The organism is Ostreiculturibacter nitratireducens (assembly GCF_032670585.1).
GTDB classification, from domain to species: Bacteria; Pseudomonadota; Alphaproteobacteria; order Rhodobacterales; family Rhodobacteraceae; genus Ostreiculturibacter; species Ostreiculturibacter nitratireducens.
This window is the reverse complement of sequence record NZ_JAVQHL010000001.1, coordinates 876,902-900,770: the sequence shown is the minus strand read 5'-3', so window position 1 is coordinate 900,770 and position 23,869 is coordinate 876,902. Positions and strand designations below refer to the sequence as shown.

Sequence of the window (23,869 nt, the reverse complement as noted above, 5' to 3'; positions counted from 1 at the left end):
GTCCTGTTCGTTACTGCTGCGGCGCGTACCAGGAGGCGAGGCCCTCCTGCAGACGCGCGGCCGCGGCTTCTGGCGCTTCGGTGCCACGGATCACGTTCGCCGAGGCGTTCCAGGTCTCGTTCTCGAGGTTCGGCGTGCCGCGCGACAGGATCTGGTAGGTCGAGCGGATCGTCGACTCACACTGCTCGCGCCAGGACACGAATTCCTGGGCCAGCGGGTCCTGCATCTCCACCGGCGCGGAGTTGAGCGAGAAGAAGCCCGGAAGCGCGTTGGCGTAGAGTGTCGCGAACTCGGCCGACCCGACCCAGTTCAGGAAGGTCTTCGCGGCTTCGGCATTCGGCGACTTGGCGTTCAGGCCGATCGCGATGTCGGTGTGGTCCGAGATGTAGCAGGTGTCGCCCGCATTCACGACCGGGGGCGGGAAGGCGCCCATCTCGAAATCGGCCTGGGCGTTGAAGCCGGCGATCTCCCACGAGCCTGCCGGATAGATCGCCGCGCGGCCGAGTGTGAACATGTTCTGGCTGTCCGGATAGGTCTGCGCCTCGAACCCGTCGCCGAGATAATCCTTCCACTTCGCCAGAGTCCGGTAGGGGGCGACCCAGCCCTCGTCTGTCAGCTTCTGTTCGCCCTTGATGAGCGCAAGCCGGCCATCCTCGCCTTTCCAGTAGTTCGGGCCGATGTTCTGGTAGCCCATCGTGGCCGCTTCCCACTGGTCGTTCGTGCCCATCGCCATCGGGACGTAGGTGCCGTCGGCCTTGATCTTGTCCAGCAGCTCGAAGAATTCGGCCTCCGTCGCGGGCACCGACAGCCCGAGTTCCGCGAACGCGTCCTTGTTGTAGATGAAGCCGTGGATCACCGAGGCCATCGGCACGCAGAAGGTCTGGGCGCCATCATCCGTCTGCCAGGCCGATTTCGCGACGGGCGAGAAGTTCTCCATCGCCGGAAGGTCCGAGAGGTCGGCGAGGCGCCCGGCCTGGAAGAGGGCCAGTGAAGCATCGAAGGGCCGGCAGGTGATGAGGTCGCCCGCGGTACCCGCTTCCAGCTTGGAGTTAAGGACAGCGTTGTACTCGGCAGGGGCGGAGGGCGCGAACACGACCTTGATGCCGGGATTTTCGGCTTCGAAGGCGGGGATGATCTGGTCCTGCCAGATCGTCAGGTCGTCGTTGCGCCAGCTTTCGATCGTCAAGGTCACGTCCTGGGCCGCGCCCGCGCCGGTCGTGAGAACCGTCGTGGCGAGGAAGAGGGCCGCGAGTTTGGTGGGTTTCATCTTGGTCTCCCCTTGTTGTCATCGTTTCCTGCCGGTCATGCCGGATGCCTGAGTCGCGCAAGCGCCGCGCGGAGATTCTGGCCGGTCTCTGACAGGAGAGCGCCTGCCTGATCCGGGGTCGCGCCACAGGCAATGAGCGCGGCGGGCTTCACCGCGCCGTCGGCTCTTTGCAGCGCCTTTTCCGCTGCATCCTCCGACACATCGCCGATCGAAGCAACGATCCTGATGGCCCGTGCACGGAGTTTTTCATTATCGGCAACGACGTTCACCATCATGCCGTCATGCACATGGCCGAGCCGGACAGCCATCAGAGTGGACATGAGATTGAGCGCGGCCTTCTGCGCGGTGCCGGCCCCCATTCGGGTCGATCCTGCGATCAGTTCGGGTGGCGTCGTGACGTGTATAGCCACTTCTGCGCCTTCCAACAGCGGCGCGCCGGCATTGTTCGCCAATGCGATCACGCGGGCTCCGCGCGCCCTCGCGGCTTGCGCCAGGGAGACCGTGTAGGGCGTGGACCCGCTTGCGCTGACGGCCACGAGCGCATCCCCATCGCGGATCAATCGGGCTGCGCGCTGGGCCTCGGCCGTGTCGTCCTCCACATGTCCGGGCAGGTGCGGTGCGCCGGGCATTCCGCCGGCCATCAGGACGAGGAGGTTTTCGGGCGAGATGCCATAGGTTCCCGGGAGTTCCATTGCATCCGCCATCGCCATGAGCGCCGAAGACCCAGCGCCGCCGTAGACCAGCCGTCGGCCCCGCGCGATGGCCTCGGCCATGACGGCGGCGCCGGCTGCGATGTCGGGAAGCGCGCCCCGCACCGCAGCCAGAGCGGCCTCCTGCCCGCTAAGGAGGCGATCCAGCGCTTCCCGATCGGAGAGCGTGTCGAGGCCATTCGCGTCCGGATGCAAGGCTTCAGTCGCCGGCAGCGGCATTCTGTTCCTCCCAAGGTCGTTCGGGATGATACCTATCTAATACCTGTTGTCGAACGCTTTCTCGATTGATCTGTTTTGCTGGGCCGTCGCCGCTATTCACGACAAAAGAGGTATTATAAAGGTATTTCATGTCGCACGAATCTCTTCCGCACCTGATCGGCGTCGATGGCGGGGGCTCCTCCTGTCGGGCGGCCCTGCGGCTTGGGCCGGACGGGCCGCGCCACGAGGTGACGCTCGGCGCGGCGAATGTCTCCACGAACTTCGACGAGGCCGTTGCGACGATCCGGGAGGCGTTGGGCCAGCTGTGCGAGAAGGCGGGACTTCCGCAGGCGGAGCTGGTCCGGGCGCGGGCGCATCTGGGCCTTGCCGGGGTGATGAACGAGGAGATTGCCGGGCGGGTTGCCGCGGCTTTGCCCATCGGCCGGGCTCAGGTGACGGATGACAGGCCCACGACACTCGCCGGCGCCTTCGGTGATGGCAACGGAGCCGTTGCCGCGATCGGCACGGGTTCTTTCCTGGGGCGGCAGCAAGGCGGGCAGCAGAAGCTTGCCGGCGGATGGGGTTTCGTGATCGGCGATCAGGCTTCGGGTGCCTGGATCGGGCGCCGGCTGCTGGAAGAGGTCGTGCTCTGTGTCGACGGCTTCTCGGCGGAGACGGAGCTTGTCCGCGACGTCCTCGCCGCGCACGGGCGGGATCCCAGTCTCATCGTCGCCTTCTCGCTATCCGCACGGCCCAAGGATTTCGCGGATTTCGCGCGCCATGTGGAAGCGGCGGCCGTCCTGGGCGATCCGCTGGCGAAGGCGCTGATGGAGGAGGGCGCCGGCTACATCGTCAGGGGGCTCGCCTCTCTCGGCTGGCGCAAGGGCGAGCCGCTTTGTCTGATGGGCGGCCTCGGCCCGGCCTATGCGCCTTTCCTGCCGCAGGTCATGCAGAGGTCCCTCGTGCCCCCGAAGGGAAGCGCGCTTGACGGGGCCCTCGCGCTCGCCGCGCGAATTCCCGAGGGCGTGACATGAGCGTGGCCGACTATCTCGCGCCGTCGGGATGGCTCGATCCCGAGGGCGGGCCCCTCTACGTGCAGCTTCGAAAGCGGATCGAGGCGGGGATCAGGAGCGGTTTCTTCGCCCCTGACACGCCGCTGCCGCCCGAACGCGAGATCGCGGCGCTGACCGAACTGTCGCGCGTGACGGTGCGGAAGGCCATGCAGGATCTCGCGGCGCGCGGCGTCGTGGTGCAGCGGCAGGGATCGGGTTCCTACGTCGCGCCGATGCGTGTCGAACAGTCCTTGTCGCGGCTGACATCCTTCACCGAGGACATGGCGCGGCGCGGCCTCAGGGCGGAAGTGCGCTGGCTGGAGCGGGGCCATTTCGTGCCATCGCCGGAGGAGGTTCTGGCCTTGGGCCTTGGTGCCGGAGATCAGGTGGCACGGCTTGCGCGGCTGCGGCTGGCCGGCGGCCGGCCGATGGCGATCGAACGTGCGGCGTTGCCGCCGGATGTCCTTCCCGAGCCCGGCCGCGTGAACACCTCGCTCTACGATACCCTTCAGGCGGTGGGCCTGCGCCCCGTGCGGGCGGTGCAGAAGATATCGGCGATAAGCCTGGCCGCGAGCGAGGCGGAGCTTCTGGACCTTCCGGCCCAGGCGGCGGGCCTCAGGATCGAACGGACCTCCTACCTGCCCAGCGGCCGGGCGGTGGAGTTTACACGGTCGATCTATCGCGGCGATGCCTATGATTTCGTGGCGGAATTGCGCCTGACGGAGAAAGCATCATGAGTGAAGCGCCAAGCCTGATGCGGCAGGAGATCGAGGAGATTCCCGAGGCGGTCGAACGTCTTCTTCGGGATGGCGGTGGCGATTTGCGGGCCGCCGCCGAGGCCCTTCGGAAGGCCGATCCCGCCTATGTCTGCACGGTCGCGCGCGGGTCATCGGATCATGCCTGCACGTACCTCAAGTACGCTTACGAAATCCTCCTGGGCCTGCCCGTCGCGTCGCTCGGGCCCTCGGTCGCCTCTGTCTACCGGGCGCCCCTGCGCCTCGGGGGGAGCGCGTGCCTGTCTGTGTCGCAGTCCGGGCGCAGTCCCGACATCATCGCGATGACGAAGGCGGCGCGCGACGGCGGCGCGCTGACGGTGGCGATCACCAACGACGCCGCGTCGCCCTTGGCTGACACAGCGGACCTGACCGTCCCGATCCATGCGGGGCCGGAGCTTTCGGTGGCGGCGACGAAGACCTTCGTGACCTCCGCCGTCGCGGGGCTCGCCATCCTGGCCGAGGTGAAGGGGGACGCCGCTCTTCTGGCGGCGCTGCGCGAGCTTCCCTCCGCGCTTTCGGCCGCCGTGGAAATCGACTGGCCGGAAATCCGGGAGGCGTTGTCGGGGCAGGATTCGCTCTACACGCTTGGCCGCGGTCCCGGTTTCGCGATGTCGGGCGAAGCCGCGCTGAAGTTCAAGGAGACCTGCCGCATCCACGCGGAGAGCTATTCGTCGGCCGAGGTGCTGCACGGGCCGGTCTCAATCGTGGAGGCGGGCTTCCCCGTCCTTTGCTTCGCCGCCGGCGACGCGGCAGAGGAAGCGGTGTCGGGCATCGCCGACGAGATCGCCGCGAAAGGGGGGCGTGTCTTCGTGACTTCGGACCAGGCGAAGGCGGCCCAGCGTGTCGCTCATGTGCGCACCGGCCACTGGCTCATGGATCCGCTTGCGCTGATCGTGTCGTTCTATGCCTTCGTCGAACGGGTCGCGGCCGAGCGCGGCATTGACCCCGACGTGCCGAGGCACCTCAGGAAAGTGACGGAGACCGTATGAATTCGGGGCGCATAGCCTTTGCCGGGGCCAGGATCTTCGATGGAAGGCGAATTCTGACGGGCCGGGCTCTCTACGTGATCGGCGGTGTCGTCGAGGCGATCGTGCCGGAGGCGGAACTGCCCGCCGACGTCGAGGTGGAACGTCTTCCAGGGGGAATATTGGCCCCGGGCTTCGTCGACCTTCAGGTGAATGGCGGCGGCGGCGTGATGTTCAACGACGCCCCCGAAGTGGGCACCCTGCGCCGGATGGCGGAGGCTCATGCCGGGCTGGGGACCGTCGCCCTGTTCCCGACGCTCATCACCGATACGTCGGAGCATCGGAGCGCGGCGGTGGATGCCGTGGCCGAGGCCGTGGCGCAGGAAGTGCCGGGGATCGCGGGCCTGCACCTCGAGGGGCCGCACCTGTCGGTTTCGAGGAAGGGGGCGCATGACGCGTCGCTGATCCGGCCAATGTCAGACGATGATCTGGAATTTCTGGTTGGGGCGGCAAGCCGGCTGCCGCGCCTTCTGGTGACCGTTGCGCCCGAGTCCGTAACAGGCGGTCAGATGGCGGCGCTCGCCTCGGCGGGTGTCCTCGTGTCGCTGGGGCACAGCGACACCGGTTTCGACGCCGCGCGGACGGCTGCGGCGCATGGCGCGCGGATGGTCACGCACCTGTTCAACGCGATGAGCGGTCTTGGCCATCGGGAACCCGGCCTCGTCGGCGCGGCGCTGGCCTCGCCCGCGCTTGACGCGGGGCTGATCGCGGATGGCTTCCACGTGCATCCCGCGGCCATGGCGGCCGCCCTGCGCGCCAAGGCGGGACCGGGAGAGATCTTCCTCGTGACCGATGCAATGGCGACTGCCGGATCCGAGCTTTCGGAGTTCACGCTGAACGGCCGCGTCATCCGGCGCGAGGCAGGGCGCCTGACCCTGTCGGACGGCACGCTCGCCGGCGCGCATGTGGACATGGCGCGATCTCTCCGCGTGCTGACGCGGGAGGCCGGTGTCGCCGTGACGCGCGCGCTCGCGATGGCCACGCGCATCCCGGCCCGCGTCGGCGGGCTCTCGGACCGCTTCGGGGCGATCGAGCCCGGCCGCCCCGCAGATATCGTCCATCTCGACGGAGAACTGAATCTCGCCGCCGTGTGGCGCCGCGGCGTCTCGGTGTCTTTGTCGCCGGTCCCAATCAGTCAGGGAGCCGCCTCATGAACGCTTCGAATTCGTGATCGGCGATGGGCACGACGTGGCCCTGTTCCGGGTAGGCGCCTGACGCGACATCGGCGTTGAACTCGCTGAAGGCCGCGATCCGTTCGGCCTGGAGCCGGTCGTACTCGGCCTGGAAGTCGCGGTAGACCTTCGCGTGGCGCGGGCGGTGACCCCGGGTGCAGCCGAGCACGTCTTCGGCGAACAGATATTGCGCATCGGCACCGGGGCCGGCCCCCATGCCCAGCATGACGAGGCTCGTGCGCTTCGAGATCTCGGCCGCCACGCGATCGGGCACGACCTCGAGCTCGGCTCCGAACGCGCCCGCCGCTTCAAGCGCCTTCACGTGTTCGAAAACGCTCATCGCACTGTCGGCGGTCTTGCCTACGGCCTTGAAGCCGCCGGTCCAGGTCGCCTTCGAAGGGATGAGGCCCACGTGGCTGACGACCGGGATCCCCTCGGCGGCCAGCTTCCGGATCGTGTCCAGCGAGGCCGCGCAGTAGACGCAGTCGCCGCCGATCCGGATGGCGCGGTGCGCGGCCCGGAGGTAGTCTTCGTAGGTGCAAAGCTCTCCGTAGAGCAGGCCAACCTGAACGAAGCAGTCTCCCGCCGCCTCGCGCATTTCCGGCGTCCAGACCGGGTCGATGATCGACAGCATGTCGATTCCGGCGGCCGCCGCGGCCCTCGCTTCGTCGAGGGTCTCGACATAAAGCATCGAAATCTGGCGGACCCCCTTCAGGGCCCGGATATCGGCGACGGTCTTGCGAGTGTGGCTCATTCCAATCCCCCCAGAAATGGAATTTTTTTTCCATCATGGGCGGTTTCGTATCTCAAATCCCTGGAGTCGCGCAACAGATTTGGGCCTCGCAGGCCGCAGGTAACGGCACGAGCCTGAAACTTCCGGCTTTTCCGGCCTGACGGTCAGTCCGGGCTTCGCCCATCTGCCGCGTCCGATCCTTTCCACGCCCAGCCCGACGCCTCCTCAGACAGTTTGCGGAACTTGGCCGACGCCTGGCCGAGGCGGGCGATCCAGTCGGACTTTGGGACCTGCCCCTCGGTCACGCTGAAGAAAGCCTGAAGCATGCAGGCGATGACGAAGGGTTCGATCAGCGCGGCCTTGACGGCCCAGGCGAAAAGCACCGCGAAGACGAAGGTGGCGGTGGAAAATGTGCCGGGAAGGACCCAGACGACGAAGGCCGCTGGCGCCAGCATCACGAAGAACACGGCGAGGGCGATCACCCAGGAGACGATCGTGAGCCAGGCCGCGTTGACCATCATCGGCTGCGCGTTCTGTGAGTAAAGCACAAGGGCGGCGCGCGCGGAGGAATAGGGGTCCTCCGATCTTGTTCTGATCGCGTGGGCCAGGATCACTTCGTCCATGAGGCCGGCGACGATCTTCAGGAAGGTGTGGATGATCCGCATCAGGCCGCCGAGCGCCGGGACCGGCAGAAGCGACGCAGCCCCGCCGACGAGTCCGATGATCGCGCGAAGCACGGCCTTGACGATCTGGTCGATGCCGAAGAGGACCGAAACCTCGCCGAAGCGCTCGGCCAGGATGTCCCAGGCATACTCGATCTGGTTTTCGCCGCGGGGCAGGGGGCGGTCCTCCAGCACCTCGATCATGACCGCGATGTGTCCCGCCTTGACGAGGTAGAGGATGTATTCGCGCAAGAAGTACAGGATTCCGCCGACCGCGCCGAAGCCGATCGCACCGCCCCAGAGAATGGCGCCGGTGCGGAAGTCCTCGTCTCCGAACGCGCCCACGAGCCACCCGATGCCTGCCCCCGTTCCGGCGACGACGACATATGCGGCGGCGATCCCGAAATAGACGGCAATCCGGAACAGGACGAACGGTGCGGTCCGGCGCATTACCCGGAACGACAGGCCGATGCTGAAATTGAACACGCAAAGCCTCGATTGGAATCGTATGCGTGGATGTTAGTCGCACGGATGACGGGAGCGAAGTCTTTACTCGCCCTTGGCGTGTTTCTTGCGTGCCTCCGGCCGTTCCTGCTCGATGAAGCATCGGTGCCTTGGGTTCCCAGCGCGCTCGACAGGACGCCCGACGGTCCTAGTTCTTCCCGAAAGCCGCTTCGCCGGAGTGAGCCGATGCGCCGTCTCGCCCTTCTTCTCGCGCTCGCATTCGCCGCGCCGGCCGCGGCGCAGACCGAGGTTGACCTTGAACTTGTCCTTCTCGCGGACAGTTCCGGTTCCATCGGGAACGACGAAATCCTTTTCCAGCGCCAGGGTTACGCGACGGCCCTGACGGATCCCGCCGTCGTTGCGGCGATCGCCGGGACGGCCTACGGGAGCATCGCGCTCACCTATGTAGAATGGGGCCAGTTCGACAGTCAGGATGTCGTCGTTCCCTGGCGGGTGATCGACGGGCCCGAGGCGGCGGCCGAATTCGCGGCCGAGCTGCTTGTGCCGCCACGCCGGGCCGGTGGGCGCAACGCGATCGGCGCGGCGCTGCTGTTCGGTCTGGACCTGATCGAGTCGAACGACATCGTGGGCTGGCGCCGGATCATCGACATATCGGCGGACTCGACCGGCAACTTCAACGGCCCGAGCATCGCCGAAGCAAGGGAATTCGTCGTGTCGGCGGGGACGACGATCAACGGTCTGGCGGTCCTCTGCCGAGACTGCGCTTCGGGCTGGTCGGGCGGCGGCGACCTTGAGGCGGAGTTCCGTCAGCGGATCATCGGCGGCCCCGGCGCCTTCGTCATCGCGGCGGAAGACCGGGCGGGTTTCGCCGAGGCCGTGAAGCGCAAGCTCATCCTCGAAATCTCCGGCCGCGCCGGCGGTCCGGAGTTCGCCGGGCTTTCCGGCGAGGATGATTGACGACCCGGCCCTTGCAGCCCCCGGACCGCACCACTAAGACATGTGTAACGTTCACCCGCTACGAACGGTGGCGGACGCTAGAAGGCAGGCGGAGATGAGAGACCCGATCGATACCTACATGAACACGCTTGTGCCGATGGTCGTCGAGCAGACCTCGCGCGGGGAGCGGGCCTACGATATCTATTCGCGCCTTCTGAAGGAGCGGATCATCTTCGTGTCCGGCCCTGTGCATGACGGCATGTCCACGCTGATCTGCGCGCAGCTTCTTTTCCTCGAGGCGGAAAACCCCTCGAAGGAAATCGCGATGTACATCAACTCGCCCGGCGGCGTGGTCACGAGCGGCCTGTCGATCTACGACACGATGCAGTACATCCGGCCCAAGGTTTCGACGCTGGTGATCGGCCAGGCGGCCTCGATGGGCTCTCTCCTGCTGACCGCGGGCGAAAAGGGGATGCGGTTCTCGCTGCCGAACAGCCGGGTCATGGTTCACCAGCCCTCTGGCGGCTACCAGGGCCAGGCGACGGACATCATGATCCACGCCCAGGAAACCCAGAAGCTCAAGGACCGGCTGAACGAGATCTATCACAAGCACACCGGCCAGCCGGTCAAGAAGGTCGAGGCCGCGCTCGAGCGCGACAACTTCATGTCGCCCGAGGATGCCAAGGAATGGGGTCTCATCGACGAGATCCTCGAAAGCCGCGGAAAGGCGGATGATACGAGCAAGTGATGCAGGTCCCGGGGGATTGACCGGGATCGGGCATTTTGGCGTTGTGATGAATAGGGGGCTGTCCTAGACTTTTAGAGGGAAGGGCAGACCAAGACAGGCTCCGGGCGAGTTCCGGGCCAGCCGCAGAGGAATACGATGGCGAACAACTCCGGCAGCGACAGCAAGAACACTCTCTACTGCTCTTTCTGCGGCAAGAGCCAGCACGAGGTGCGAAAGCTGATCGCGGGTCCGACGGTCTTCATCTGCGATGAATGCGTCGAACTCTGCATGGACATCATCCGGGAAGAGACGAAGTCGACCGGGCTGAAGTCCACCGATGGCGTTCCGACCCCGCGCGACATCTGCAAGGTTCTGGACGACTACGTGATCGGTCAGGAGCATGCGAAGCGCGTGCTCTCGGTCGCGGTCCACAACCATTACAAGCGCCTCAATCACGGCTCGAAGGCCAGCGACATCGAACTGGCTAAGTCGAACATCCTGCTCATCGGTCCGACCGGATGCGGCAAGACGCTTCTGGCGCAGACGCTGGCGCGCATCCTCGATGTGCCGTTCACGATGGCCGACGCCACGACGCTGACCGAGGCCGGCTATGTCGGCGAGGATGTCGAGAACATCATCCTCAAGCTTCTCCAGGCTTCCGAATACAACGTCGAGCGTGCGCAGCGCGGCATCGTCTACATCGACGAGGTCGACAAGATCACGCGCAAGTCGGACAACCCCTCGATCACGCGGGACGTTTCCGGCGAGGGCGTGCAGCAGGCCCTTCTGAAGATCATGGAGGGCACCGTGGCCTCCGTCCCGCCGCAGGGCGGGCGCAAGCATCCGCAGCAGGAATTCCTGCAGGTGGACACCACGAACATCCTCTTCATCTGCGGCGGCGCCTTCGCGGGTCTGGAGCGGATCATCGCGCAGCGCAACAAGGGCTCGGCGATCGGCTTCGGCGCGGACGTGAAGAACAAGGACGAGCGCGGCGTCGGCGAGCTCTTCAAGGAACTCGAGCCGGAGGACCTGCTGAAGTTCGGCCTGATCCCGGAATTCGTCGGCCGCCTTCCGGTCATCGCGACGCTCACCGACCTCGACGAGGCGGCTCTCGTGACGATCCTAACCGAGCCGAAGAACGCGCTGGTGAAGCAGTACCAGCGCCTGTTCGAACTCGAAGGCGTGAAGCTCACCTTCACCGATGACGCGCTGACGGCGATCGCTCGCAGGGCGATCAAGCGGAAGACCGGCGCTCGCGGCCTTCGGTCGATCATGGAGGACATCCTTCTCGACACGATGTTCGAGCTTCCCGGGCTTTCGAGCGTCGAAGAGGTCGTCGTGAACGAGGAGGCCGTGGAAGCGGCCGGGGCCAAGCCTCTCCTCATTCATGCCGAAACCAAGAAAGGCGCGGCAACGGCGGGGTGATACGCCAGAGCGGGAACCAATAGGGCGGCGGGCTTTGGCCCGCCGTTTTTTCATGGCGGAACGGGCTCTGGACCTCGACGGCGTCTGCGCTATAAGGGGGCGAACCGGCCCCGGAGGACCAAGATGAAATTCCTGCTTCGCCTTCTGACTTGGTGGAACAGCCAGACCCTCGGCACCCAGCTCTTTACCTGGCGCAGGGGCGTCAAGGTTGGAGAGGACGAGCAGGGCAACGTCTTCTACCAGACCCGGGACGGCAAGCGCCGCTGGGTGATCTACAACGGCGAAGCCGAAGCGTCGCGCGTCAGCCCTGACTGGCACGGATGGTTGCACTTCACCTGGAACGAGCCGCCGACGAAGGCGGCGCTTGCGCACAAGCCCTGGGAAAAGCCGCACCAGGAAAACCTCACCGGAACGATCGAGGCTTACATTCCGCCGGGTTCCATCCGCCACGCCGTTCCCGCCGAGCGGCGGGACTACGAGGCCTGGCAGCCGGAATAAGGGCAGGGGCGGATGTCGGAGAACGCGACAGAAGTGGTGACCGGGGCCGCCGTTCTGGCTGCCGCAGTCGGCTTTCTCATCTATGTCGGCCAGTCGACCGGATTCTCCGGCCCCGCGGGGGCATACGAACTCAAGGCAAGCTTCCGGTCGGTCGAAGGCGTATCGGTCGGAACGGATGTGCGGCTTGCCGGCGTCAAGGTTGGCACCGTCACGTCCCTGGCGCTGAACCCGGTCACGTTCTTCGCCGACGCCACGGTCAGCATCGCGGAGGACATCGAGCTTCCCGATGACAGCGCGATTCTCGTTTCCTCCGAAGGCCTCCTTGGCGGCAATTTCGTCGAGATCCTGCCTGGCGGCAGCCTGACCAACTACGCGGCCGGCGACGAGATCGAGGATACCCAGGGCGCCGTAAGCGTGATCAGCCTTCTGATGAAGTTCGCGGCCGGAGGGGACGGAGCCGCGGCCGAAGAGGACGCCGGAACCGCACCCGGTCCGATCGAATGATTCGAGCGGCCATTATTCTGGCGCTGGCGCTGGCGGCACCCGCCGCGGCGCAGGACCTGCCGGAAGAATCCGAGGGCGGCGTGCTCGTCATTCCCGGCAATGACCCGTCACTCGACTTCCTGTTTCCCAAGGATCCGACCCTACCGGAGGAACCCGGCGCGCCCGGGGGGATCGAGGCGACGCAGCTGTCTCCGCCCGCACCCGCGCCGCGTGAAGTGGTCGAAAGCGCCCCCGGTGCGATCCTGCGCGGCCTCGACAAGGTTTCCGGGGAAGTGACCGAGCTCGATCTTGCGACTGGCGAGACGGCATCCTTCGGGCGTCTGAAGGTGACGCTCCACGATTGCCGGTATCCGGTCGACGACCCGAGTTCCGATGCCTATGCCCATCTCGAGATCGACGACACGGTGCAGAAGCAGGTTGTCTTCGATGCGTGGATGATCGCGTCCAGCCCGGCGCTCTCCGCGCTGGATCACGCGCGCTACGATGTCTGGGTCATCCGCTGCAAGAGCAGTTCGGACGAAGGCACGGAAACCGCCAAGGAATAATCCGCGGCGAGTTGCAGCGCGATCCCAAGACGGCGCAGATATTCGGCGCGGGGGATTTCGACGGCCCCGAGGCTCGCGAGGTGCGGCGTCAGGAACTGCGTGTCGAAGAGGGCAAAGCCCGTCTGCCGCAGCCGGTCCACCAGGTAGGCGAGGGCGACCTTCGATGCATCGGTGCGACGAGAGAACATGCTTTCGCCAAAGAACGCTCCGCCCAGCGTTATGCCGAAGACGCCGCCGACAAGATCATCGCCTTCCCAAACCTCCAGGGAATGGGCGTGTCCCGCGCGGTGCAGGGCTTCGTAGAGCCTCAGGAGCGGCGCGTTGATCCAGGTTTCCTCGCGGTCGGCACAGGCCAGCACGACGTCCGGGAAGGCCTTGTCCACAGTGATCTTCCAGGGAGCCTTGCGAATCCGCCTGGCGAGCGATCGGGAGATGTGGAACCCGTCGAGGGGGAAGACGCCCCTTCGCCGCGGATCGACCCATTCCAGACGCGGGTCATCGCGCGAGCGCGCCATGGGGAAGATGCCGCGGGCATAGCCCGCGAGCATCAGTTCCGGTGTCAGCCCATGTTCTCGGCCAGCCACTTTTCAAGCCAGTGGATCGAATAGTTGCCGGTCTGGATGTCGGGCTCGTTCAGGAGCGCATGGAAGAGCGGGACGGTCGTGTCCACGCCATCGACGATCAGCTCCGAGAGAGCCCGCTTGAGCCGCGCCAGCGCTTCGGCGCGGTCGCGGCCGTGCACGATCAGCTTGCCGATAAGGCTGTCGTAGTAGGGCGGGATCCTGTAGCCGTCATAAAGCGCCGAATCCATGCGCACGCCAAGCCCGCCGGGGGCGTGATACTGGGTGATCCGGCCGGGGCAGGGGGAGAAGTTCGGAAGCTTCTCGGCGTTGATCCGGACCTCGATCGCGTGCCCGTTCACCCGCAGATCCTCCTGCGTGAAGGACATCGGGTAACCTTCGGCCACGCGGATCTGTTCGCGGACGAGGTCCACGCCGAAAATCGCCTCGGTCACGGGATGCTCGACCTGAAGCCGGGTGTTCATCTCGATGAAGTAGAACTCGCCGTCCTCGAAGAGGAACTCGATCGTGCCGGCGCCGGCGTAGTTGATCTGGGCCACCGCGTCGGCGCAGATCTTGCCGATCCGCGACCGCGTCGCGGAATCGATGACCGGGCCCGGAGCCTCTTCAAAGACCTTCTGGTGACGCCGCTGGAGCGAACAGTCCCGCTCGCCGAGGTGGACGGCGTTGCCCTTGCCGTCGCCGAAGACCTGGATCTCGATGTGCCGCGGCTTCTGGAGGTATTTCTCGATATAGACCTCGTCGTTGCCGAAGGCGGCCTTCGCCTCGCTCCGCGCGGTGCGGAACGCGATCTCGAGACCCTCCTCGTCGCGCGCGACCTTCATGCCGCGGCCGCCGCCGCCGGCGGTGGCCTTGATGATGACGGGATAGCCGATCTCCGCCGCGACCTTCTTCGCCGCTGCCACGTCAGGCACGCCGCCGTCCGATCCCGGCACGCAGGGCACGCCGAGTTTCTTCATCGTGTCCTTGGCGGTGATCTTGTCGCCCATGATGCGGATGTGTTCCGCGGTCGGGCCGATGAAGGTGATCTCGTGGTCTTCCAGCACCTGGACGAAATTTGCGTTCTCGGACAGGAAGCCGTAGCCGGGATGGATCGCCTGCGCGCCCGTGATCTCGCAGGCCGAAACGATCGCCGGAACGGACAGGTAGCTGTTCGTCGACGGCGGCGGACCGATGCAGACGCTTTCATCGGCCATCCGCACATGCATCGCGTCGGCGTCCGCGGTGGAATGCACGGCGACGGAACGGATGCCCATCTCGCGACAGGCGCGGATCACTCGGAGCGCGATTTCGCCCCGGTTGGCCACGAGGATCTTGTCGAACATCAGGCCCTCACTCGATGATGAGAAGCGGAGCGCCGTATTCCACGGGGCTGCCATCCTCGACGAGGATCCGCTTCACCGTGCCCGCGCGGGGGGCGGGAATGTGGTTCATGGTCTTCATCGCTTCGACGATGAGAAGGGTCTGGCCCTCCTTCACCTGCGCGCCCACCGTGACGAAGGGATCGGCGCCCGGCTCAGGCGCGAGATACGCGGTTCCGACCATGGGCGAGTTGACCGCGCCGGGATGCGCGGCAAGGTCCTCGGGCGCGGCCGCGGCGGGCGCGGCCGCCGCAGGGGCGGCGGCGGCGGCAGGTGCCGCGGGGGCGGGCGCTGCGGGCGCCGGCGCGATGGCTTGCGCGACGATCTGCGTCTGCTTCGAAACCCGCACGTTCAGGCTGTCGTTCTCGCCATACTCGCGCTTCACCGAAAGCTCGGTAAGCTCGTTCCTGTTCAGAAGTTCCGCCAGCGCCTGGATGAACGCCACGTCGCTTTCATGCGTGTCTTGGGGGTGTTTGGTCATGCCGTCCTCGATCGGTCTTGTTCGTTCCGCCCGCCCCGCTGCCTCGCGGGCGCCGCCAGTCCCGGCCGCTTATACGCGTGTCTTACGAGCGAGAAAAGCGGCGAGTTTTCCTGATTTCGTGCGCAGCGTTCGAAAATTTACCGTTTGATAAAAAAACGGACCTGTGGCAGCCTCGGGGTGAAGATGCGCCAGGGAGGCCCGAATTGACCAACAATCCCTTGACGCCGGGTGTCGTGGCAGGACGCCTGCCCGACCCGGAACTCGCCCGGAACTTCGCCGACATCGTGCCGAGGTTCGACCGGCATGAGGCGAGGGTCGCCGCAGATCGCTGCTATTTCTGCCACGACGCGCCCTGTATCACGGCCTGTCCGACATCGATCGACATCCCGCTCTTCATCCGGCAGATCGCGACGGGGACGCCGGAGGCCGCCGCGAAGACGATCCTTTCGCAGAACATCCTCGGTGGAATCTGCGCGCGCGTCTGCCCGACCGAAAACCTCTGCGAAGGCGCCTGCGTGCGCGAGACGGCGGAGGGCAAGCCGGTGGAGATCGGCCGGCTTCAGCGCTTCGCCACGGATACGCTGATGGACAAGGGCATCCACCCCTTCAACCGGGCGGCTGCGACGGGCAAGCGCGTTGCGGTCGTCGGTGCGGGTCCCGCAGGGCTCGCGGCGGCGCACCGGTTGGCGATGCGAGGGCATGACGTCACGCTTTTCGACGCGCGCGAGAAACTCGGCGGGCTCAACGAGTTCGGCATCGCCGCCTACAAGGCGCCCGGCGGCTTCGCGCAGGACGAGCTGAACTGGCTTCTCTCGATCGGCGGAATCGCTGTCGAGCCCGGGAAAGCCATCGGCAACGGCTTGACCCTCGACGCTCTGCGGAAGGATCACGACGCGGTTCTGCTTGCCTTCGGGCTTGCAGGCGTCAACGCGCTGAAAGTCGATGGCGAGGCGCTCGGGAATGTCGAGGACGCGGTGGACTTCATCGCGCGTCTGCGTCAGACCGACAAGTCGAAGGTTGCCGTTGGTCGCGACGTGGTGGTGATCGGCGGGGGCATGACCGCGATCGACGCCGCGGTGCAGTCGAAACTTCTCGGTGCGGAAAACGTCACGATCGTCTATCGGCGCGGGCGGGATGCGATGGGCGCCTCGCGGCACGAGCAGGACCATGCCGCCGCGAACGGCGTGAAGATCATCACCAATGCCGCGCCCGTGGCGATTCACGGCAACGGCGCCGTGCGCGAGATCGAATTCGCCTACACGGAGAGCGGTCCGGCCGGCCTGACCATTGGCAAGGAGACGTTCCGCCTCAAGGCCGACCAGGTCTTCAAGGCGATTGGCCAGACGCTTGACGGCGCACCGGCGGGCCTTGACCTGAACGGCCGCAAGATCGCTGTCACCGGCCCCGGGCGCACGTCGGTTCCCGGCGTCTGGGCCGCGGGCGACTGCGCGGCGGGGGGCGATGACCTTACCGTCACCGCCGTCGCGGAAGGCCGCGACGCGGCCGAGGACATTCATGCGAGCCTCAGAGGCTGAGGAGGACGAGATGGCCAACCTGCAAACCGACTTCCTGGGGATCAAGTCGCCCAACCCGTTCTGGCTCGCCTCGGCGCCGCCGACCGACAAGGAATACAACGTCCGCCGCGCCTTCGAGGCGGGGTGGGGCGGCGTCGTCTGGAAGACGCTCGGCGAGGCCGGCCCCCCGATCGTCAACGTCTCCGGCCCCCGCTATGGCGCGATCTGGGGCGCGGACCGGCGGCTCCTCGGGCTGAACAACATCGAGCTCATCACCGACCGGCCTCTCGAGGTGAACCTGCGCGAGATCAAGGCGGTCAAGCGCGACTACCCGGACCGGGCGCTGGTCGTCTCCCTCATGGTGCCCTGCGAGGAACAGGCCTGGAAGAAGATCCTGCCGCTCGTCGAGGAGACCGGCGCCGACGGGGTCGAGCTCAATTTCGGCTGCCCGCACGGGATGAGCGAGCGGGGCATGGGGGCCGCCGTCGGCCAGGTGCCGGAATACATCGAGATGGTGGCGCGCTGGTGCAAGGCCAATACGCGGATGCCCGTGATCGTGAAGCTCACGCCCAACATCACCGACATCCGCTACCCGGCGAGGGCCGCGAAGAAGGGCGGCGCCGATGCGGTGAGCCTCATCAACACCATCTCCTCGATCACGAGCGTGAACCTCGACAGCTTCAGCCCCGAGCCCTCAATCGACGGCAAGGGCAGCCACGGGGGCTACTGCGGCCCCGCGGTGAAACCGATCGCGCTGAACATGGTGGCCGAGATCGCACGGGACCCGGAGACAGCCGGACTGCCGATCTCCGGCATTGGCGGGGTCACGACCTGGCGCGACGCGGCGGAGTTCCTCGCCCTGGGGGCGGGTACGGTGCAGGTCTGCACGGCGGCGATGACCTACGGGTTCAAGATCGTGCAGGAGATGATCTCGGGCCTGTCGGACTACATCGACGCGAAGGGGTTCACCTCGGTCTCCGACATCGTCGGGCGGGCGGTGCCGAACGTGACGGATTGGCAGTACCTGAACCTCAACTACGTCACAAAGGCGGTGATCGACCAGGATCTCTGCATCAATTGTGGCCGCTGCTACGCGGCCTGCGAGGATACGAGCCACCAGGCGATCGCCATGTCGGAGGACCGCGTCTTCACCGTGAAGGACGAGGAATGCGTGGCCTGCAACCTTTGCATCGACGTCTGCCCGGTCGAGAACTGCATCACGATGAAGGAACTCCCGAAGGGCGCGATTGACCCCCGCACGAAGCGGAAGGTGGGGGACTACGCGAACTGGACGACGCACCCTAACAACCCGGCGGCGCGGGCGGCCGAGTAGGTCTCGCTGCGCTCATTTCTCCTCCCAGACTTGGGCGGCCCCGCAGGGTCGCCCATTTTTCGCGGAGGTAGAGCGGCCTGATCCTCACATCTGCGGACCCGTGCGGGTTCCGTGAAACGGCTTGCATTGGGGCTTCTGGCGCGCCGGAACGCGGGGTTTCGCGGGTTACGCCGCTGTTCGCCACAACCGGCCTGGCTCGCATGCGGGGCCCGATCCCGACCCCTGTCCGCGTTGCGGACGATCGGGGTGTTTCGGCATCGGCCCCTCGACGGTAGGGGCCGGAGGCACGAAGGCTGCCGCCCGTCGGCGGCTGGATCCGGTGCCAAGTCCCGTCCGGAACCGGAGCCAAGCCAGGCGCCTTCCCCGGTTTCGGGCAGTGTCGGCGGTTTTCGACGTGGCGAACGCATTGCCTTCGCGAGGTTTTCAGTTAACCATGTGAGTGGGAAACCGCATTGATATCAATTAGCAACGCGGAGGACGGAAAGATGAAGCACTTGTTGGCGGTGACCGCTTTCATTGCTGGGGGCGCGGTTTCGGCCCTGCCCGTTTCGGCACAGGACGCGGACGTCGGCGCGGCTCTTTACGAGAACACCTGCGCCATGTGCCACGGTGGAATGGGCAAGGGCGCCGGCGAACTGGCCGATCTGCTGACGGTCGCGCCGCCCGATCTGACACAACTGTCCAAGAACAACGGCGGCGAGTTCCCGATGGGGAATGTGATCTCGGTGATCGACGGCCGCAAGGGCGTGCGCGCGCACGGCGCACCGATGCCGGTGTTCGGCGTGGTGTTCCGTCCGGGTGGCGCCGGGCCGGGACTCGAATATGGCAACGAGGTGGAGGCGCGCGGCCGCACACTCTCTCTCGCGCTCTACCTCGAGTCGATCCAGGCGGAATGACGTACTGGGCGAGGGCCGGGGACTGAGGTAAGCCAATCTGCTGGCGCGGCCGCCGAAGGGCTGTCGCGCCAGTGTTCCGCAAGGCGGCGGACAGCGAATTCTGTTCGCGCAGTCTCGGACCGCACTGTCCAAGTGACGACCAACCGCCGGCACCTTGGTGCAGCGCGATTGGGATTGCGGATCTGTCGAAACCGCCGGGTGGCGCGCTTCAGCGCATGTCGTCTCCATCGTATTCCGACGCGCGCAGGCCGAGCACCTCGCGGCGGATATCAAGATCGAACTCGCGGACACGGTCCCGGTCGAAGCCTTCGGCAAGGAAGGTATAAGCGATGCTTAGGCCATCCATGACCGGATAGGCGGCATTGCAGAACCGTGTGCCATTGTCCTCTTCACGCCAGCAGTCCGTGGCCCAAGGCAGGTTGTCCGGTCCAGTCAGGTTTTCGGGATCGACGAGGACCATCGCCGCACGATCGAGATCACGCCCATCGCTGGAGGTGCCGGCATCGGGCGCCATGACGCAATGCCCCGGCCGGGCAGAGTCCTCGCGACAGGCAAGGCAGTAGCGCACGCCTTCGGCGGTGGCGCCGCAGTTCCGGGTGCGCGCGCCGATCTCGTCGATGAACTCAATCCGCCAGCGCTGTTGGCTGACAGAAACATTGCTGCCGATCACGCTCAGATCGTAGATCGCGCCACCGCTATACGGCGGGTCGAGCCTGCCCTCCAACAGGGCAAGATACTCTGGCGAAAAGCGGAATGTTGATGTTCGCACGGGGTTGCCCGGACATCCCAGCGTAACCTCTGCAGCGTCCGGATTGTCGGACCCCGCTTCCGACAGGACCAGACCCTCATACGGCACGGCAAAGGCGAGGCCCGATGGCAGCCGGACGATGACCTTGCCGTCAGGATCTTCGTCGCAGGCCGCCGGATCGAAGCTGAAGAACGGAGCAGCCCTGACCGGCGCGCCGAGCAGGAAAAGTGCCAGAGGCAGAAGAAGGGTGACGCGTGTCAAATGGAAAAAGCGATGGTTCATTGGAAAGTCGTCCCTTGGTTTGAAAGACTTTGTGCCGCCACAATCAATAGTTGCACTCTGACCCCATGACGCAAAGGTGAAAATCGATCATGGAAACGAGCCGCATTCTTCTTTGGTCTTGCCGCGTCATATTCGACCGAACGGGCGATGACCCCGCGCCATGAATGCCTGCGCGTGAAGATCCGGTCGATTTCGTGGATGGCCTTGTTGCATTTCCCTCGCTTCGCCGCTGGCCGACTGTCCTTCAACAGTGGGCAGCCGTCGCCGCTGCGATGGGCCGGAGTGATCAATATCCATGTGCAGGGTCCGCAATAGTCTGCGGGCGTGCCTCCGGTATCTCGGACGAAGCCAGGGAACCGGCACTGGATGCCAAATCAGCGGTTGAGCAGCCGCGTATAGAGCATCTCGAGGAAGCTTTCGGCCTCGGGGAAGGGGTCGTGGCCGGGGCCCAGGACGGCGCGGACCTGCACGTCGAAATCCGCGTAGTGCTGGGTCAGCGCCCAGATCGAGAAGATCAGGTGATAGGGGTCGACATCGGCGATCCGGCCCGCTTCGATCCAGCCGCGGATGACGGCGGCCTTTTCGTCCACGAGCGTTTTCAGTTCTCCCTCGATCGCCTCCATCATGCGCGGCGCGCCCTGGATGATCTCGTTTGCGAAGAGGCGGCTTTCGCGCGGCATGTCACGGCTCATCTCGAGCTTGCGGCGGACATAGGCAAGGATTTCCTCGGCCGGTTCGCCCGCCGGATCGAGCTCCCTCAGCGGATCGAGCCAGGTATCCATGAGTTCGGACAGAAGCTCGCCGTGGATCGCTTCCTTCGAGGAGAAGTAATAAAGAAGGTTCGGTTTCGACAGCCCCGCCGCCTGGGCGATCATGTCGAGCGTGGCGCCCCTGAAGCCTTCGCGTGAAAAGACCTCGAGCGCGGCGTCGAGGATCGCGCGGGTGTTGCGGCGCTGAATCCGGGTGCGGGGACGTTCGTTCTGCGGCTCCGGCGGCTGGCCGTCGTCCATTTTCTCCTCCGCACTCATACCTGCCTCGTCGCAGTCCTTGACGGCCCCCCTGTCCGTCTCCTAGCGTCATCCTGACCATTTGGTCAAACAATAGCAAGAACACCCGCGCCCGTGACGACATGCCGGGCCTGGCCAAGGGAGGCCAACATGGCGCTCGATCGCAAGACACCCCCGAATGATCTCAATTCCTTCTGGATGCCGTTCACCGCGAACCGGCAGTTCAAGAAGGCTCCACGGATGCTCGTCTCCGCGAAAGACATGCATTATACGTCCGCGGACGGTCGTCAGATCCTGGACGGAACCGCCGGTCTCTGGTGCTGCAACGCCGGGCACTGCCGGCCGAAGATAACCGAGGCGATCCAGAGCCAGGCGGCGGAGCTGGACTATGCGCCGGCGTTCCAGATGGGCCATCCGCTGGCCTTCGAACTGGCGAACCGCATCATCGATATCGCGCCCGAGGGGATGGAGCACGTATTCTACACGAACTCCGGCTCCGAGGCGGTGGACACGGCGCTGAAGATCGCGCTCGCCTATCACCGGGCGCGGGGCGAGGGGACGCGGACCCGTCTCATCGGGCGGGAGCGCGGCTACCATGGCGTGGGCTTTGGCGGCATCTCGGTCGGCGGGATCGTCAACAACCGGCGCTTCTTTGGCACCCTGCTGGCCGGAGTCGATCACCTGCCGCACACCCATCTTCCCGCGAAGAACTCCTACGTGAAGGGCCTGCCGGAGCACGGCGCGGAACTTGCGGACGAGCTGGAGCGGATCGTGGCGCTGCATGGTGCGGACACGATCGCCGCCGTGATCGTCGAGCCGGTCGCGGGCTCGACGGGCGTGATCCTGCCGCCGAAGGGCTACCTCGAGCGGCTGCGCGCGATCACGAAGAAGCACGGCATCCTCCTGATCTTCGACGAGGTTATCACCGGCTTCGGGCGCCTCGGCGCGCCCTTCGCGGCGCAGTATTTTGGCGTGCAGCCCGACATGATCACCTGTGCGAAGGGGCTGACCTCGGGCGTGATCCCGATGGGGGCGGTCCTGACCTCGGCCGCGGTGCACGACGCCTTCATGCAGGGCCCCGAGCACATGATCGAGCTCTTCCACGGCTACACCTACTCGGGCTCGCCCATTGCATGCGCCGCGGGGATCGCCACGATCGAGACCTACAGGGAAGAGGGCCTCTTCGAGCGCTGCGCCGAGATCGCGCCCTACTGGGAGGAGGCGCTCCATTCGCTCAAGGGCGCGCGGCACGTGATCGACATCCGGAACGTCGGCCTGATCGGTGCGATCGAACTCGAACCGATCGCCGGGGAGCCGACTAAGCGTGCCTTCTCGGCTTTCATCAAGGCGTTCGAGAAGGGGATCCTGATCCGGACGACCGGCGACATCATCGCGCTGAGCCCGCCCTTGATCATCGACAAGGCCCAGGTCGACCAACTGATCGGCACGCTGCGCGACGTACTGGAAGCGACCGACTGACGCGGAGGAGCGCGGGGGGCACCCCCCGCGCCCTTTCCACCGAAAGGGGCGGCGCAAGATCGCCCCGGGATACGACAGGAAGGAGAAGCCGATGACCGCGCCCGCCGCGAACCTCAGGATCAATGGCGAACGTCTTTGGGACTCGCTCATGGAGATGGCAAGGATCGGGCCGGGCGTCGCGGGCGGCAACAATCGCCAGACGCTGACCGACGCCGATGCCGAGGGCCGCGCGCTTTTCCGGAAATGGTGCGAGGCGGCGGGCATGACGATGGGCGTCGACAAGATGGGGTCCATGTTCGCGACACGCGCGGGCGAGGATCCCGACGCGGCGCCGGTCTACATGGGCAGCCACCTCGACACGCAGCCGACGGGCGGGAAATATGACGGCGTTCTGGGCGTCCTCGGCGCGCTGGAGGCCGTCCGCACGATGAACGACCTCGGGATCAAGACCAAGCATCCGATCGTCGTGGTCAACTGGACGAACGAGGAAGGGACGCGCTTCGCGCCCGCCATGCTCGCCTCGGGCGTCTTTGCGGGCAAGCATGACCTCCAGTGGGCCTACGACCGTGTGGACCATGACGGCAAGAAGTTCGGCGACGAACTGAAACGCATCGGCTGGGTCGGCGACGAGGAGGTTGGCGCGCGGAAGATCCACGCGCTGTTCGAGCTTCACATCGAACAGGGCCCGATCCTCGAGGCGGAGGGCAAGGATATCGGCGTCGTGACGCATGGCCAGGGCCTTCGCTGGATCGAATGCACGGTGACGGGCAAGGAGAGCCATACCGGCTCCACCCCCATGCCCATGCGCAGGAATGCGGGCCGGGGTCTCGCCCGGATCACCGAGCTGGTGCACGAGATCGCGATGAAGCGCCAGCCGAACGCGGTCGGCGCGATCGGCCATATCGACGTCTACCCGAACAGCCGCAACATCATCCCCGGCAAGGTCGTCTTCACCATCGACTTCCGTTCGCACCTGCTCGACGTCCTGGAAAGCATGGTCGCGGAATTCGAGGCCAGGGCGCCGGGGCTCTGCGAGGAAATCGGGGTGAGCCTCGAGTGGAAGATCGTCGGGCAGTTCAACCCGCCGGCCTTCAACGAGGACTGCGTGGCGGCGGTGCGGCGCGCGGCCGAACGGCTGGGCTACAGCCATATGGACATCGTTTCCGGCGCCGGCCACGACGCCTGCTGGATCAACGACCTGGCCCCGACCGCGATGATCATGTGCCCCTGCGTGGACGGGCTTTCCCACAACGAGGCCGAGGAGATCAGCCCGGAATGGGCGGCGGCGGGGACGGATGTTCTGCTGCACGCCGTTCTGGAGACGGCGGAGGTGGTGGGGTGAATGCAGTGAATGACTGGGTGCCGACAGCAGCGTTCATTGAGTACTACGTCTTGGAGGAAGCGCTCGGTCGAGACGTGTCCATACGAAGGGCATCGTCAACCGTCGTTCCAAAGTTTGGTCTCAAGCCTAACGGTCCGTTCCTCCATAAGG

24 protein-coding genes are annotated in these 23,869 nt (G+C 65.8%); 15 read left to right on the top strand and 9 right to left on the bottom strand.

Annotation, left to right across the window (positions count from 1 at the left end; all coding sequences use genetic code 11):
• Positions 1 to 10 precede the first annotated feature (10 nt).
• Complete coding sequence (locus tag ABCN56_RS04375; protein WP_343079543.1) at positions 11 to 1,267, bottom strand: ABC transporter substrate-binding protein; 1,257 nt, start codon at positions 1,265 to 1,267, stop codon at positions 11 to 13.
• Between the two features lie 35 nt (positions 1,268 to 1,302).
• Entirely contained in the window at positions 1,303 to 2,196 is an 894-nt protein-coding gene (locus ABCN56_RS04370) for an N-acetylmuramic acid 6-phosphate etherase (RefSeq protein ID WP_343079542.1), read from the bottom strand.
• A gap of 128 nt (positions 2,197 to 2,324) precedes the next feature.
• On the opposite strand from ABCN56_RS04370, the gene ABCN56_RS04365 reads away from it, so the two are divergent.
• From ABCN56_RS04365 to nagA, 4 genes are read left to right on the top strand one after another with little or no spacing between them, the layout of a single operon-like run.
• Positions 2,325 to 3,209: a glucosamine kinase nucleotide-binding domain-containing protein gene (locus ABCN56_RS04365; protein WP_343079541.1), complete on the top strand. Its 885-nt coding sequence runs from the start codon at positions 2,325 to 2,327 to the stop codon at positions 3,207 to 3,209.
• The gene (locus tag ABCN56_RS04360) at positions 3,206 to 3,964 is read left to right on the top strand and encodes a GntR family transcriptional regulator (RefSeq protein WP_343079540.1); all 759 of its coding nucleotides are present in this window, start codon (positions 3,206 to 3,208) and stop codon (positions 3,962 to 3,964) included. Before ABCN56_RS04365 ends, ABCN56_RS04360 begins: the two co-directional genes overlap by 4 nt.
• A complete protein-coding gene (locus ABCN56_RS04355; protein WP_343079539.1) occupies positions 3,961 to 4,992 on the top strand; it encodes an SIS domain-containing protein in 1,032 nt (343 codons plus the stop codon). Before ABCN56_RS04360 ends, ABCN56_RS04355 begins: the two co-directional genes overlap by 4 nt.
• On the top strand, positions 4,989 to 6,182 hold the full coding sequence (gene nagA / locus ABCN56_RS04350; protein ID WP_343079538.1) for an N-acetylglucosamine-6-phosphate deacetylase: 1,194 nt from the start codon (positions 4,989 to 4,991) through the stop codon (positions 6,180 to 6,182). Before ABCN56_RS04355 ends, nagA begins: the two co-directional genes overlap by 4 nt.
• Here the strand turns inward: nagA and ABCN56_RS04345 are convergent.
• Complete coding sequence (locus ABCN56_RS04345) at positions 6,160 to 6,954, bottom strand: 3-methyl-2-oxobutanoate hydroxymethyltransferase (RefSeq protein WP_343079537.1); 795 nt, start codon at positions 6,952 to 6,954, stop codon at positions 6,160 to 6,162. The genes nagA and ABCN56_RS04345 overlap by 23 nt on opposite strands.
• Before the next feature lie 143 nt (positions 6,955 to 7,097).
• Positions 7,098 to 8,081 (bottom strand): hypothetical protein, encoded by a 984-nt coding sequence (locus tag ABCN56_RS04340; protein ID WP_343079536.1) that lies wholly within the window; start codon positions 8,079 to 8,081, stop codon positions 7,098 to 7,100.
• Between the two features lie 204 nt (positions 8,082 to 8,285).
• Between ABCN56_RS04340 and ABCN56_RS04335 the strand changes: the two genes are divergently transcribed.
• From ABCN56_RS04335 to ABCN56_RS04310, 6 genes are all read left to right on the top strand, one after another.
• The gene (locus tag ABCN56_RS04335; RefSeq protein WP_343079535.1) at positions 8,286 to 9,017 is read left to right on the top strand and encodes a DUF1194 domain-containing protein; all 732 of its coding nucleotides are present in this window, start codon (positions 8,286 to 8,288) and stop codon (positions 9,015 to 9,017) included.
• A 94-nt stretch (positions 9,018 to 9,111) separates the two neighbouring features.
• Positions 9,112 to 9,744, top strand: coding sequence for an ATP-dependent Clp protease proteolytic subunit (locus tag ABCN56_RS04330; RefSeq protein ID WP_343079534.1), 633 nt, complete (start codon positions 9,112 to 9,114; stop codon positions 9,742 to 9,744).
• Positions 9,745 to 9,879: 135 nt separating this feature from the next.
• Complete coding sequence (gene clpX, locus ABCN56_RS04325) at positions 9,880 to 11,148, top strand: ATP-dependent Clp protease ATP-binding subunit ClpX (protein ID WP_343079533.1); 1,269 nt, start codon at positions 9,880 to 9,882, stop codon at positions 11,146 to 11,148.
• Positions 11,149 to 11,271: 123 nt separating this feature from the next.
• Positions 11,272 to 11,646 carry an NADH:ubiquinone oxidoreductase subunit NDUFA12 gene (locus ABCN56_RS04320; RefSeq protein ID WP_343079532.1) on the top strand — a complete coding sequence of 125 codons (375 nt, stop codon included), beginning with the start codon at positions 11,272 to 11,274 and terminating at the stop codon, positions 11,644 to 11,646.
• Between the two features lie 12 nt (positions 11,647 to 11,658).
• Positions 11,659 to 12,150: an outer membrane lipid asymmetry maintenance protein MlaD gene (gene mlaD / locus ABCN56_RS04315; protein ID WP_343079531.1), complete on the top strand. Its 492-nt coding sequence runs from the start codon at positions 11,659 to 11,661 to the stop codon at positions 12,148 to 12,150.
• The gene (locus ABCN56_RS04310) at positions 12,147 to 12,695 is read left to right on the top strand and encodes a DUF2155 domain-containing protein (RefSeq protein WP_343079530.1); all 549 of its coding nucleotides are present in this window, start codon (positions 12,147 to 12,149) and stop codon (positions 12,693 to 12,695) included. The genes mlaD and ABCN56_RS04310 overlap by 4 nt, the downstream gene beginning before the upstream one ends.
• Here ABCN56_RS04310 and aat read toward each other — a convergent pair.
• Genes aat through accB form a run of 3 tightly spaced genes read right to left on the bottom strand, consistent with a single transcriptional unit; the run spans position 12,629 to position 15,118 of the window.
• Positions 12,629 to 13,243: a leucyl/phenylalanyl-tRNA--protein transferase gene (aat, locus tag ABCN56_RS04305; protein ID WP_343080116.1), complete on the bottom strand. Its 615-nt coding sequence runs from the start codon at positions 13,241 to 13,243 to the stop codon at positions 12,629 to 12,631. The genes ABCN56_RS04310 and aat overlap by 67 nt on opposite strands.
• Before the next feature lie 11 nt (positions 13,244 to 13,254).
• A complete protein-coding gene (accC, locus tag ABCN56_RS04300) occupies positions 13,255 to 14,601 on the bottom strand; it encodes an acetyl-CoA carboxylase biotin carboxylase subunit (protein WP_343079529.1) in 1,347 nt (448 codons plus the stop codon).
• Positions 14,602 to 14,608: 7 nt separating this feature from the next.
• On the bottom strand, positions 14,609 to 15,118 hold the full coding sequence (accB, locus tag ABCN56_RS04295) for an acetyl-CoA carboxylase biotin carboxyl carrier protein (RefSeq protein WP_343079528.1): 510 nt from the start codon (positions 15,116 to 15,118) through the stop codon (positions 14,609 to 14,611).
• Positions 15,119 to 15,321: 203 nt separating this feature from the next.
• Between accB and ABCN56_RS04290 the strand changes: the two genes are divergently transcribed.
• The 3 genes from ABCN56_RS04290 to ABCN56_RS04280 all read left to right on the top strand — a co-directional run bounded on the left by ABCN56_RS04290 (position 15,322) and on the right by ABCN56_RS04280 (position 18,861).
• Complete coding sequence (locus ABCN56_RS04290) at positions 15,322 to 16,653, top strand: NAD(P)-dependent oxidoreductase (RefSeq protein WP_343079527.1); 1,332 nt, start codon at positions 15,322 to 15,324, stop codon at positions 16,651 to 16,653.
• A gap of 10 nt (positions 16,654 to 16,663) precedes the next feature.
• The gene (gene preA, locus ABCN56_RS04285) at positions 16,664 to 17,965 is read left to right on the top strand and encodes an NAD-dependent dihydropyrimidine dehydrogenase subunit PreA (protein ID WP_343079526.1); all 1,302 of its coding nucleotides are present in this window, start codon (positions 16,664 to 16,666) and stop codon (positions 17,963 to 17,965) included.
• A 485-nt stretch (positions 17,966 to 18,450) separates the two neighbouring features.
• Complete coding sequence (locus ABCN56_RS04280; protein ID WP_343079525.1) at positions 18,451 to 18,861, top strand: c-type cytochrome; 411 nt, start codon at positions 18,451 to 18,453, stop codon at positions 18,859 to 18,861.
• Between the two features lie 208 nt (positions 18,862 to 19,069).
• Here ABCN56_RS04280 and ABCN56_RS04275 read toward each other — a convergent pair whose 3' ends face one another.
• Together ABCN56_RS04275 and ABCN56_RS04270 are read right to left on the bottom strand one after the other, a co-directional pair.
• The gene (locus tag ABCN56_RS04275; protein WP_343079524.1) at positions 19,070 to 19,870 is read right to left on the bottom strand and encodes a hypothetical protein; all 801 of its coding nucleotides are present in this window, start codon (positions 19,868 to 19,870) and stop codon (positions 19,070 to 19,072) included.
• Positions 19,871 to 20,265: 395 nt separating this feature from the next.
• Positions 20,266 to 20,901 carry a TetR family transcriptional regulator C-terminal domain-containing protein gene (locus ABCN56_RS04270; protein ID WP_343079523.1) on the bottom strand — a complete coding sequence of 212 codons (636 nt, stop codon included), beginning with the start codon at positions 20,899 to 20,901 and terminating at the stop codon, positions 20,266 to 20,268.
• 147 nt (positions 20,902 to 21,048) lie between these two features.
• On the opposite strand from ABCN56_RS04270, the gene aptA reads away from it, so the two are divergent.
• Both aptA and ABCN56_RS04260 read left to right on the top strand, forming a co-directional pair.
• On the top strand, positions 21,049 to 22,377 hold the full coding sequence (gene aptA, locus ABCN56_RS04265; protein WP_343079522.1) for an omega-aminotransferase AptA: 1,329 nt from the start codon (positions 21,049 to 21,051) through the stop codon (positions 22,375 to 22,377).
• Positions 22,378 to 22,468: 91 nt separating this feature from the next.
• A complete protein-coding gene (locus ABCN56_RS04260; RefSeq protein ID WP_343079521.1) occupies positions 22,469 to 23,719 on the top strand; it encodes a Zn-dependent hydrolase in 1,251 nt (416 codons plus the stop codon).
• The last annotated feature ends 150 nt before the right edge of the window (positions 23,720 to 23,869 follow it).